The sequence below is a fragment of the Clostridium sp. CTA-1 genome, from assembly GCF_054768215.1.
Map to the genome: position 1 here is coordinate 14441 of NZ_BAAAAP010000020.1, position 13094 is coordinate 27534.

Annotated in this window: 6 protein-coding genes and 1 other annotated feature; of the genes, 5 read left to right on the forward strand and 1 reads right to left on the reverse strand. The window is 29.3% G+C overall.

All coding sequences use genetic code 11. The annotated features are described in order from the left end of the window. The first annotated feature begins 13 nt into the window (after positions 1 to 13). Positions 14 to 4306, forward strand: a complete 4293-nt coding sequence (locus ACYUEW_RS14425) for an acyl-CoA dehydratase activase-related protein (RefSeq protein WP_460277029.1) — start codon at positions 14 to 16, stop codon at positions 4304 to 4306. A 360-nt stretch (positions 4307 to 4666) separates the two neighbouring features. Here ACYUEW_RS14425 and ACYUEW_RS14430 read toward each other — a convergent pair whose 3' ends face one another. Next, positions 4667 to 5695 (reverse strand): ABC transporter substrate-binding protein, encoded by a 1029-nt coding sequence (locus tag ACYUEW_RS14430; protein ID WP_460277031.1) that lies wholly within the window; start codon positions 5693 to 5695, stop codon positions 4667 to 4669. A 395-nt stretch (positions 5696 to 6090) separates the two neighbouring features. Between ACYUEW_RS14430 and ACYUEW_RS14435 the strand changes: the two genes are divergently transcribed. From ACYUEW_RS14435 to ACYUEW_RS14450, 4 genes are all read left to right on the forward strand, one after another. Continuing rightward, positions 6091 to 8586: an ABC transporter permease gene (locus tag ACYUEW_RS14435; protein ID WP_460277033.1), complete on the forward strand. Its 2496-nt coding sequence runs from the start codon at positions 6091 to 6093 to the stop codon at positions 8584 to 8586. Positions 8587 to 8588: 2 nt separating this feature from the next. Next, the gene (locus tag ACYUEW_RS14440) at positions 8589 to 9335 is read left to right on the forward strand and encodes an ABC transporter ATP-binding protein (protein WP_042384280.1); all 747 of its coding nucleotides are present in this window, start codon (positions 8589 to 8591) and stop codon (positions 9333 to 9335) included. Between the two features lie 158 nt (positions 9336 to 9493). Then, positions 9494 to 9710: a binding site (T-box leader), on the forward strand. Positions 9711 to 9794: 84 nt separating this feature from the next. Continuing rightward, positions 9795 to 10301: a GNAT family N-acetyltransferase gene (locus ACYUEW_RS14445; RefSeq protein WP_085333925.1), complete on the forward strand. Its 507-nt coding sequence runs from the start codon at positions 9795 to 9797 to the stop codon at positions 10299 to 10301. A 20-nt stretch (positions 10302 to 10321) separates the two neighbouring features. Further along, entirely contained in the window at positions 10322 to 12967 is a 2646-nt protein-coding gene (locus ACYUEW_RS14450) for a valine--tRNA ligase (RefSeq protein WP_085333926.1), read from the forward strand. Positions 12968 to 13094: the final 127 nt, after the last annotated feature.

Here is a 13094-nt window from a genome sequence, read left to right on the forward strand (position 1 = left end):
AAGGTGATTATATATGAAAGAGATATTAAAAATGGGCTTAGATGTAGGCTCAACTACTGTAAAGATAGTTATATTAGATAAGTATTACAACATATTATACAGTGTTTATGAAAGACACTTTTCTGATATAAAAAACACAATAGGTAAGTTAATAAAAGATACTTTTAATAAATTTAAGGATCATAGTGTAAGTATTATGGTTACGGGTTCTGGTGGCCTCTCTGTATCAAAATGGTTTGATATACCTTTTATACAGGAAGTAGTAGCTTGTACAAATACTATTAAAAAATTTGCTACAAATACTGATGTGGCTATAGAGCTAGGGGGAGAAGATGCTAAAATTACCTTCTTTGATGATGGAATAGATCAAAGAATGAATGGAACTTGTGCTGGAGGTACTGGTGCCTTTATAGATCAAATGGCATCTCTTCTACAAACAGATGCAAAGGGATTAAATGAGCTAGCAAAAAATTATAAAGTTATACACCCTATAGCAGCAAGATGTGGGGTTTTTGCTAAAACAGATGTACAACCATTGATTAATGAAGGAGCTACAAGGGAAGATATAGCTGCTTCTATTTTTCAAGCTGTAGTTAATCAAACCATAGGAGGGCTTGCCTGCGGGAAAACTATAAAAGGTAATGTAGCTTTCTTAGGTGGACCTCTTTATTTTTTATCTGAACTTAGAAAAAGATTTATAGAAACGTTAAAATTAACTAAGGAGCAGGTTGTTTTCCCTGAAAATTCTCAGTTGTTTGTGGCTATGGGAGCTGCATTAACTGTGAAAGATAGCAAAATAGTTACATTAAAATATTTGTTAGATAAATTAGAGGAATTAGAGAACACTAGGTTGGAATCTGTAGCAACATTAAGACCATTATTTGCTAATGAGCAGGAATATATTGAATTTAAAAATAGACATGAAAAACATAAAGCAGTAGAAAAAAGTTTAGAGAATTTTAAAGGAAATTGTTATTTAGGAATAGATGCTGGATCTACTACTACTAAGGTAACCCTTATAGATGAAAATGGACAATTATTATTTTCAAGTTATGGAAGTAATGAAGGTAACCCTTTAAAATCTGTAATAAATATACTTAAAGATTTATATTCAAAGTTACCTAGAGAAGCTCAGATTTTAAATTCTGTAGTTACAGGATATGGAGAAAAATTAATAAAAGCTGCATTAGATATAGATATTGGAGAAGTTGAAACCATATCGCATTATAAGGCAGCAGAATTTTTTAGTCCAGGAGTAGACTTTATTTTAGATATCGGTGGACAAGATATGAAATGCTTAATTATAAAAGATGGTGTTATAGAAAGCATTATGCTTAATGAGGCTTGTTCATCAGGGTGCGGATCTTTTATAGAAACTTTTGCACATTCTCTAAAAATGAGTGTACAAGATTTCTCTAAAGAAGCGTTAACCTCTAAAAATCCAGTAGATTTAGGATCTAGATGTACTGTTTTTATGAATTCTAAAGTTAAACAGGCTCAAAAGGAAGGAGCTACTATAGGAGATATATCTGCAGGTCTTTCCTATTCAGTAATAAAGAATGCTCTTTTAAAAGTAATAAAAATAAGAGATCCTAAGGAAATGGGAAATAAAATAATAGTTCAGGGAGGAACTTTCTATAATGAAGCGGTTTTAAGAGCCTTTGAACTTATATCACAAAGAAAAGCAATAAGACCTAATATAGCAGGGCTTATGGGAGCCTTTGGAGCTGCACTTATAGCTAAAGAAAGATACGAAGAAGGCTATAAAACTACCTTAGCCACAATGGAGCAATTGGAGAAATTTTCTGTAGAAACAGAAATGAAAAGATGTGGGAAATGTCAAAATAATTGTCTTTTGACTATTAATAAATTTTCTGATGGTACACAATTTGTATCTGGCAATAGATGTGAAAGAGGAGAAGGAAAAGAAAAAATAGAAAATAAAATTCCAGATTTATATGAATATAAATATAAAAGAATATTTAATTATGTACCACTAAAGAAAGAAGAAGCTGAAATAGGAATAGTAGGTATACCACGAGTTCTAAACATGTATGAAAATTATCCGTTTTGGTTTACATTCTTTACAAAATTAGGCTTTAGAGTGGAGCTATCTCCACGGTCTACTAAAAAAATATATGATCTAGGAATAGATACCATTCCTTCAGAATCAGCTTGTTATCCAGCTAAAATAGTTCATGGACATATTAAGAGCCTCGTAGATAGGGGTATAAATTTTATATTTTATCCAGCTATAACCTTTGAGCAAAAAGAACAAAAAGAGGCTAATAATCACTATAATTGTCCTATGGTAATTTCTTATTCAGAGGTTATAAAAAATAACATGGATATAATTAGAGATAAAAGTATAAAATATATGAATCCATTCCTATCTTTAGATAATAAAAAGAAGTTAGCTAAAAGACTTTATGAGGAATTTAAAGATATCTTTAATATAAGTCTTTATGATATAAAAAGAGCAGTAGAGGCTGCTTATGAGGAAGATCAAAAGGTGAAGTTAGATATAAGGAAAAAGGGAGAAGAAGTTATAGACTATTTAAAAAGAACAGGTAAAAAAGGTATCGTATTATCTGGTAGACCTTATCATATAGATCCAGAAATAAATCATGGTATAACTAATATAATTACATCTTTAGATATGGCAGTTTTAACAGAGGATTCTATAGCTCATCTAGGAAGAGTTGAAAGACCTTTAAGAGTAGTAGACCAATGGGTTTATCATTCAAGGTTATATGCAGCAGCTAGTTTTGTAGCTAAAGAAAATAATTTAGAGTTAGTTCAACTTAATTCCTTTGGTTGTGGATTAGATGCGGTAACTACAGATCAAGTTCAAGAAATTTTAAAAAGAACTGGTAAAATATATACTCTTATAAAAATAGATGAAGGAAGTAATTTAGGCGCCGTAAGAATTAGACTACGTTCTTTAAAAGCAGCTATATATGAAAGAAAGAAAAAGAACTTTAACCCTGTTAAACAATATGATATATCTGAAAGACCAGTTTTTACTAAAAAGATGAGAAAAAATCATACAATATTATGCCCACAAATGGCACCAATACATTTTCAATTTATAGAAACAGCTTTTAAGGCCTCTGGGTATAATTTAGAAGTTCTTCCATCTGTAGATAAGAAATCTATAGATGAAGGGTTAAAATATGTAAATAATGATGCTTGCTATCCTAGCATAATTGTAGTTGGACAAATGATTGAGGCGTTAAAATCAGGTAAATATGATGTGAATAATACTTCTGTTATAATAACTCAAACTGGTGGAGGCTGTAGAGCTACCAATTATATTGGATTTTTAAGAAAGGCATTAAAAGAAGCTGGATACTCTAATGTACCTGTTATATCTTTAAATGTAGTAGGATTAGAAAAGAATCCAGGATTTAAAATAACCCCTTCTTTAGGAAATAAGTCTATGATGGCTTTAGTCTATGGTGATTTGTTCATGAAAGTTTTGTATAAAGTAAGACCTTACGAAAAAATACCAGGTTCAGCAAACTTACTTTATAAAAAATGGATAGAAAAGTGTAAGAAAAGTATTTACAATGGTGATTTAAAAGAGTTTAAGCAAAACATAAATGATATTGTGAGAGATTTTGATACTTTAGAAATTAGAAAAATAACTAAACCTAAGATTGGAGTAGTTGGAGAAATTTTAGTTAAATTTCATCCTACAGCTAATAATGATGTAGTAAATATTATAGAAAAAGAAGGTGGAGAAGCTGTAGTTCCAGATTTAATAGATTTCTTTTTATACTGTGCTTATAGTGAGAACTTTGTATATAGATATTTATCAGGTAAAAAAAGAAAAGCAGTATTAAACAATATCGGAATAAAAGCTATAGAATTTTATAGAAAAGAAATGAAAGAGGTTTTAAGAAACAGTAAAAGATTTTCACCACCAAAAGAAATAGAAGAACTAGCAAAATTAGCGGAACCGATAGTTTCTATAGGAAATCAAACAGGAGAAGGTTGGTTTTTAACTGCAGAAATGATTGAATTAATAGAAAGTGGAACTAAAAATATTATTTGTATGCAACCATTTGCTTGCCTACCTAATCATGTTACAGGAAAAGGTATGATAAAAGAATTAAAAAGAAATTTTAAAGGAACTAATATAGCGGCCATAGATTATGATCCCGGGGCAAGTGAGGTTAATCAATTAAATAGAATTAAGCTTATGATGTCTGTAGCCTTTGAAAATTTAGAATTAGAAGAAGTAAAAAAGGCAAAGGAAGAGATAGCAGTATCTAAGAAAGATGATATTATAGGAGATTAAAAATTTAAAGATAAAAGAGGATGTCTCAAAATAGCCTTAATTTTAAAACCGTAAATATAAATAATACATTCATAAAGCAATTCATTTTGCTAAGAAGTTCTAAATTTGACTCCATTAAAAATTTTTTACCCAGTAGAGACGCCATCCTTGGCTTCACTACTGGCTCCTCACGTCCTGTGAGGAATTACAAAAATTTTTAATTCCGTCAAATTAAGAACTACTAAAGCTCATTTACATGTATTATTTATATTTACTATATTAAAATTAAGGCTATTTTTATTTTGAGATACCCTCTTTTTAATATAAATATATTATCTTAATATATTATAGGAAAATATTTATTAGATACTCTTTATATTATTATTTAATGTTTTTTTCAGCTTCTTTACTAAATTTAGTATTTACTATTTTATTAAATTCAGGTCTTTCAGGAATCAATTCTTTATCATAACTTTGGATTATATCCATTAATTTATTTAAATTCTCTTCTTTTAAAGTAGGAGTGCTTGCAAAGGAGTTTATTTTTTTATAGTTTTTTATAACATTTACAAGTATGTCTTCTTTAGCACCAGGGAAGAAGGAAATTATAGACTTTGCTATTTCCTCTTCAGTATGTTTATCTATCCATTTTTGTGACTTGTATATAGCATTTGTGAACTTTTGAATTGTTTCTGGGTTTTTTTCCATATAAGATTTTGTACTGAAATAACAAGTATAAGGTATATTTCCAGCAGATTCACCTATAGATGCTACTATATGCCCTGCATTTTCTTTTTGAAGCATACTGGCAGTAGGTTCAAATAAAGCTACATAATCGGAAGTTCCTGATTTAAAAGCACCAGCAGTAGCTGTAAAAGCTAAATTTGTAATAAGTTCTACATCTGATTTAGGATTTATACCGTGATTTTTTAATACATATTCTAAAGACATTTCAGGCATACCACCAGGTCTTCCACCTATTATTTTTTTACCCTTTAAAGATTCCCACTTAAAGTTATCTTCTTTATTTTTTCCTACTAAGAAAGAACCATCAGATTGAGTTAATTGAGCAAATAATATAGGGTAGTCTTCTCTTTTTTGATTATAAATATAAATTATCTGTTCTGGACCACAAAGTCCTATATCTGCGCTCTTACTTAAAACTTGCTGCATAGTTTTATCAGCACCTTGTCCAGTGGAAAGCTCTATTTCCATACCTTCTTCTTTGAAAATACCTTCGTTTATAGCTACGTACATAGGAGCATAGAAAACAGAACGAACTACTTCATTTAATCTTACTTTTGTTAATTTTTCAGTTTCTTCTTTTTTATTATTGCAGCCAGCTAATAAACTTAGTGAGAAAACTAAGACTGTGATTAAAGAAATTATAGTAATTTTTTTATTTTTCATAATATCCTCCAAGATAAATTTTATATCAGTCTATAATATGAGATTATTATTAATTATGTTAAATACTTTTATATGATTTCAATTTTCTATGTTTTTTTATTATTTAAGAATTAATAAATAAAAAAATATAATAAATTTGATTCAAAAAATATGTAAAATATATTAGCGCTGAGATTTAGAGATACAGAAGAATACTTTTATAGAACTTTATGAATATTTTGATGGAATTACTTGAGAAAATACAAAAATAATGGTATGTTAAAAACAATGTACAATATTGTAATATTCGATTGTTATAGGGAATATATGGATGTTATGAAAGAGTGTCTAGAAAAGTTTTATGGATAAAAAGTAATAGAGAATAGAGCTTTATGATGTTTTGGGGGATGAATATTATGAAAAAGCCAAAGATGCAAATATTATTTGCTATTTCTATTATACTAATTTCTTTCTTACCTGTTATCACAAATGGGGGACAAAGTTATACCATATTCCAATTGTTGGCGGGGAATGTTAAAACGATGAATCCTGTAATACCAACTCAAGTTCCAGCAGTTTTATTGCTTGTTACACCAATACAGTATTTAATACATATGATTTTGCTTATAAGAAATAACACTGATAGGTATGAGGGGGTTATTTTATATTTAAGTTTACTGACTATGGTGATAGGAATTGTTTCTCTTCTATTATGTGGAATAGGAGAAAATAGTGAATTTGCTATATGGGTATGGCTTAGAATGGTTCTTGTTTTCATTGCATATGTGTCACCTAGAGTGTATGAATCATTTCAGGATTTTAAGCAAAACGAGAAAGTGCAAAAGTTAGAAGAGCAAAATGAAAGAGTAGCAGAAAAGGAAAAGCAAAGAGAAGATGCTAAATATATGAAACGTATTAAAAAGAATCCATATCTTAAAAAGATTCTTTGGAAAATTTATAAAAGTAACATGAGAAATTCTATACTGTTAGTTACAGGAGCTATTATTTCCAGTGCATTTTTATTTACTACTATTGCAGTTTATGAGATGTTTTTTGATTTACAAAAAGGGAATGTTCCAGTAGTAGGAGATGAATTATCAGTCTTATTATGGGATGCAATTATTTTAATAGGGATTATATCTATTTTCTTATTAGCACTTTCTTTAAAAATGTATGTAAAAAGTAGAATCAAAGATTATAATTTAATGATTACTTTAGGAATGCGATATAGGGTTTTACGATTTTTTATTGCAACTGAGTATACAGGAAGTTTAGTAGTAGGATTATTGATTGGAATTCTCATCGGTAGTCTTTTGACAATTGGATTTCAGAGTGTTATACATTCTATATATCCAACGTGTATTTCAATAGAACTTCCTAGTATTAAAACTTATTTCATGGCGTGCTTTTATATTATTTTATTATTTTTAGTTTCAACTATTATAAATCACGAAATTTATGTTGAAATGGAATTAGGATCTTCACGCCAGATACCTGTATCAAAAGAGAAAATGCCAAATAGATGGTTAGAAATTAAATGTGTTGTAGCAATAATATTGATGTTGTTTTCCAGCTATGCATTTTCTAAGCGCGTATGGACAGAGTCTATTTATCTTATTATTATGTTTCTGGTTGGATGTTATATGATCATTAGTGCAGGAGGAGCATGGATTTTAAAAAGTTATAGAAAGAAGGGAAATGGATATTATAAAAGACTTCCATTTTTACAGCAGTTTTATAGTAGATTTAAGACACATAGAAGTAATTTTTTTATGATATACATTCTTCATTTTTTATTAATGGGATATTTCTCTGTAAGGATATCACGAATGCTTCCTCTTGATAGAGTACAGGCGTTGTTTCCTTATGATTATGTGTGTCTAGGAGAAAAAGAGGATCAAGAAACTTTTAAAGAATTCCAGAAAAAACTTTCTGAGAAGAGCCTAATACTTCCGATGGTACGAGTCACAGTTGCCAGTGCAAGTGAAAAAAATAGTGGAAGTACAATGAATATAAGTTTTCAGGGGCAGAATATAGGTATTTCAGAGAGTAGTTACAATCAATTGACTGGGAGAAAATTAGGACTGCAAAACAAAGAAATTTATATTTCTTTTCAACAGGATAAATCAGAAAAGGCGCATTTGCTAGATTTTTCAGTATTAAGTGGTAGTCCGAGAATGAGATTTGGAATGCCAGAGCCTTATTTTCCTGAAAATAGAGATAAAGTTTTTGATTCAGATTATAAGGTTATAGGACAAGAACGTAGAATTATTGTTGGAAACCTGGTGGGAGGAATGCAGGAGAATATTGTTGTTTTTTCTGATGAATATTTTAAATCAATATATTCTACTGGTGATGGGCCGAATATATTGGCATTGTTTAATATAAACAAAGACAAAGGGGAAGAAGCAGCTGTGAAATTTTCAGATTATGCAAAATATCACATACAATATAGTGAATACGATTCACTTATTCAGCCTGTATATGGAAAAAAAGTTTTACAAAACAATATCTTATTAGCTCATATGTTAAAATTGTTGGAATATCTATTCGTAATGATATTACTGTTGATTAGCATATTATATGTTTTCATTGTAAAGATGGTTTCAGAGTTGCCAGACATACGATATAGAATGAAGCAGTTTAAATATTTAGGTATGAGGGAAAGATTGGATAGAAAAATTTTGGCATTTGAAAATAATGTTATGACAATTATGCCATTGGTATTGGCAATAGTAGCGAGCATTTTATATATTTTTATTACTTTAAAGGTTCGTTATTTCACAAAGATAGAACAACAGGAATTTTGGCAATATGAAATATGGATTATAGGAGTTTATACTATTATAAATTTAATTGTAGCATTTATAATAAGTAGAGTTATGATTTGTCTTGGAAATAGGGAGGAATGATTATGGCAGTGATAGAAACAAACAATTTGGTTCGTAATTATAAATTAAATGGAAGTAATCTGAATGATGGGACCGAGATAAAGGTAATAAAAGGACTAGATTTGATTGTTGAAGAAGGAGATTTTATTGCGATTATGGGGAAGTCCGGTTGTGGAAAGACAACCTTAATGAAACTACTTGGATTTATTGATAAACCTACATCTGGTGAGATTATTTTCAAAGGGAGGAGTACAAGGCAGTTTAATAAAGATGAAGTTGCAGATATTCGAAGGAAAGAAATTGGTTTTGTGTTTCAGGATTTCTATTTGATGGATAGCCTTACTGTGAAAGAAAATATTATGCTTCCAATGATTCTAGAGGGAGAAGAGACAAACAAAATATTAAGTGCAACGGAAAGACTGGCCAAGCATTTTGAAATTAGTCATTTGTTAAATAAAAATACTTACGAATTATCTGGGGGAGAAAAACAGCGAGTAGCCATATGTAGAGCGTTGATTAATGAACCAGATTTAATATTGGCAGATGAGCCAACGGGTAATTTAGATTCTAAATCTGCACAGATTGTAATAGATAGTTTGATGAATATTAATAAAGATATGAAGAAAACAATAATACTTGTAACCCATGATGCTGAGATTGCTAGTTATTGTAAAAAAGTAATATTCTTAAAGGATGGAAACATTATAGGTAACATTAATAAAAGGGAAGGGTTTTATAACGATATTATAGGAATGATAAAAAAATTATAAAATTTTAATTTTTAATATTTACCGTATATTAAATGTTTTATCTATTTATAATATGTAATATAATTAAATTATGTTAAATATAAATTAGGTTATTGACATTATATTGGTAACAGTTATATAATGAATGAAATGATTATTTATATAAAATTAAATTATAAAATAAAGCTTTGAAAAAGAGGAGTAGAGATAAAAAAGTATTAAGAGAGGGAAACCCAAAGGCTGAAAGGTTTTCTATACACAGTTTATCTTGAAGGTAGCTTTGGAGCTTCTTTACTGAGTTTAGTAAGTAAAGACGGATTTCTTATTCGTTAAATATACAAGAGCCTGTAATTTTGCAGGAAAAAAGGTGGTAACGCGAGGTTTTTCGTCCTTTTATGGATGAAAGGCCTCTTTTTATTTTTTTAGTTAATGTTGTAAAAATATAGATTAAGATAAGAATATAAAAAAGGGGGTAAGTGTATGACTGTGATTATTAGAGCTGTAAGTTTTGAGGACTATAAAGACATAAATGAAATGAGATGTATGCTTGGAGTTCGAGAAAATATTTTAGGCAGGATTAGTGAAAGATTTGAACAATCTAAGGGATTTATACAAAGTTTAGACAATAATGATCATCTACTTGTTGCAGAAATAAAAGAAGAGGATGAAAAGAAGATTGTTGGAGTCATTGGTTTAAATGTAAATAGCAATCCTAGAACAAGACATACAGCATCACTAGGAATGATGGTTCATAAAGCTTACCAAGGAACTGGCATAGGAAAAAAGCTTATGAGTGAAATTCTTGATTTAGCAGATAACTGGCTTATGTTAGTTAGAATAGAATTAGGAGTATTTACTGATAACGAAAAAGCTATAAAGCTATATGAGAAATTTGGATTTAAAATTGAAGGAACAAAAAAGTATGCTGCTATTAAAAATGGTAGATATGCTGATGAATATATAATGGCAAGATATAAAAATATATAACTATAAGAGGAGGAATTTAAATGTCAGAAACAAGAGAAATGGCAAAAACTTATGATCCTAAAGAGTTTGAAGAAAGACTTTATAAAAATTGGGAAGAAAAATCATATTTTACACCAGAGGTGGATGAAAATAAAACACCATATACTATAGTATTACCACCACCAAATATAACAGGAAAACTTCATTTAGGTCATGCTTTAGATGACACATTACAAGATATATTAATGAGAACAAAAAGAATGCAGGGCTTTAGTACTCTATGGTTACCAGGACAAGATCATGCCAGTATTGCTACAGAAGTTAAAGTTGAAAATGAATTATTAAAAGAAGGTATAGTAAAAAAAGAAATAGGAAGAGAAGCTTTCCTTGAAAAAGTATGGGAATGGACAGATGAATATAGAGGCAAAATAAGAAATCAAATTAAAAAATTAGGTTGCTCTTTAGATTTTACAAGAGAAAGATTCACTATGGACGAACAGCTAGATAAAGCAGTAAAGCATTTCTTTGTAAAATTGTATAATGAGGGCTTAATTTATCAGGGAAATAGAATAACAAACTGGTGTCCAAAATGTAAAACAGCCTTATCAGATGCAGAAATAGAATATAGTGAACATGAGGGACATTTTTGGCACGTAAAATATCCAGTAGTAGGTAGTGATGAATATTTAGAGATAGCTACTACAAGACCAGAAACAATGCTTGGAGATACAGCAGTAGCTGTTAATCCAAAGGATGAAAGATATGCTCATTTAGTAGGAAAAACTCTTATGTTACCATTAGTTAATAGAGAAATTCCTATAGTTGCTGATGATTATGTAGACATGGAATTTGGTACAGGAGCAGTTAAAATAACTCCAGCTCATGATCCTAATGATTATCAAGTAGGAAAAAGACATAACTTACCACAAATCAATGTGATGTTTGATGATGGAAGAATTAATTATGAAGAAACTAGATATCATGGAATGGATAGATATGAAGCTAGAAAAGCTATAGTAGAAGACTTAAAAAATGAAGGTTTTTTAGTAAAAATAAAAGAGCATAATCATAATGTAAGTTGTCATGATAGATGTAATACAGTAATAGAACCTATAATTTCCAAACAATGGTTTGTAAAGATGGAACCACTTGCAAAACCAGCTATAGAAGTAGTAAAAGAAAAAAAGGTTAAATTTGTACCGGAAAGATTTGATAAAACCTATTTTAACTGGATGGAAAATATTCAAGATTGGTGTATATCAAGACAATTATGGTGGGGTCATAGAATTCCTGTTTGGTATTGTAAAGATTGTGGTGAAGTTATTGTAGCAGTTGAAGAACCAACAAAATGCCCAAAATGTAATAGTGAAAAATTACAGCAAGATAATGATGTTTTAGATACTTGGTTTAGTTCAGCCCTATGGCCTTTCTCAACTTTAGGTTGGCCGGATAAAACACCAGATTTAAAATATTTTTATCCAAACAATACATTAGTAACAGGATATGATATTATATTCTTCTGGGTAGCTAGAATGGTATTCTCAGGACTTTATTGTATGGATGATATTCCATTTGATACAGTATTAATACATGGCATAGTTAGAGATTCAGAAGGAAGAAAAATGTCTAAGTCATTAGGAAATGGTGTAGATCCAATAGAAGTAATAGAGGAATATGGCGCAGATGCACTAAGATTTGCACTAGTAACAGGAAATGCTCCAGGAAATGATATAAGATATTATCCTGAAAGAGTAGAAGCTGCTAGAAACTTCGCTAATAAAATATGGAATGCATCTAGATTTGTTCTTATGAACTTAGATAAGGATTTAATGAATAAATATAAAGATAATAAAAACTATACTATAGCTGATAAATGGATATTATCAAGATTAAATACGGTAGTTAAAGAGGTTACAGAAAATATAGAAAAATTTGAACTTGGAATAGCTTCTCAAAAGATTTATGACTTTATATGGGGAGAATTCTGTGATTGGTATATAGAACTTGTAAAACCAGTATTATATGGAGAAAATGAAGAAGCAAAAGGAATAGCTTTCAATGTACTTCATAAAGTATTAGAAACTTCACTACAATTATTGCATCCTATAATGCCATTTATAACAGAAGAAATATATACTCATTTATATACAGAATATGAATCAATAGTTATATCAAAATGGCCACAATATAAGGAAAGCCTAAAGGATGAAAAATCAGAAAAAGATATGGAATATATTATAGAAGCTATAAAATCTATAAGAAATGTTAGAACAGAAATGAATGTTCCACCTTCTAGAAAAGCTAAATTAATGATTTACTTAACAGAAAATAAAGCAGAAGGATCTTTTAAAGAGGGAGAAGTTTATTTCCAAAAACTAGCTTCAGCTTCAGAAGTTAGCTTCTTAGAAGATAAAGAAACATCAGATAAAAATGTATCTGTAGTTACAAGAGGAGCAGAAATATTTATACCGTTATTAGAATTAGTAGATATAGAAAAAGAATTAGAAAGACTAAATAAGGAAAAAGAAAAACTAGAAAAAGAAATAGATAGAGTAGAAAAAAAATTATCTAATGAAAAATTTGTATCTAAAGCACCAGAAGCTGTAGTTAATGAAGAAAAAGAAAAGGGTGAAAAGTATAAAGCAATGCTTAAATCTGTACTTGAAAGTTTAGAATCATTAAAATAGGATTTAATTTAAACTAATTATATTAATATTTTTATACTTTATTAATAAGTTTTGTATTAAGTTATAAATATAATATAAAATAGTAGAAATACCATAAATACAGGGAAGATAATTTGTAGCTTTCCTG

What these genes read in the sequence shown, in the direction of transcription:
- ACYUEW_RS14425 (WP_460277029.1), top strand. Translation starts at nt 14, where the DNA reads ATGAAAGAGATATTAAAAATGGGCTTAGATGTAGGCTCAACTACTGTA.
- ACYUEW_RS14430 (WP_460277031.1), bottom strand. Translation starts at nt 5,695, where the DNA reads ATGAAAAATAAAAAAATTACTATAATTTCTTTAATCACAGTCTTAGTT.
- ACYUEW_RS14435 (WP_460277033.1), top strand. Translation starts at nt 6,091, where the DNA reads ATGAAAAAGCCAAAGATGCAAATATTATTTGCTATTTCTATTATACTA.
- ACYUEW_RS14440 (WP_042384280.1), top strand. Translation starts at nt 8,589, where the DNA reads ATGGCAGTGATAGAAACAAACAATTTGGTTCGTAATTATAAATTAAAT.
- ACYUEW_RS14445 (WP_085333925.1), top strand. Translation starts at nt 9,795, where the DNA reads ATGACTGTGATTATTAGAGCTGTAAGTTTTGAGGACTATAAAGACATA.
- ACYUEW_RS14450 (WP_085333926.1), top strand. Translation starts at nt 10,322, where the DNA reads ATGTCAGAAACAAGAGAAATGGCAAAAACTTATGATCCTAAAGAGTTT.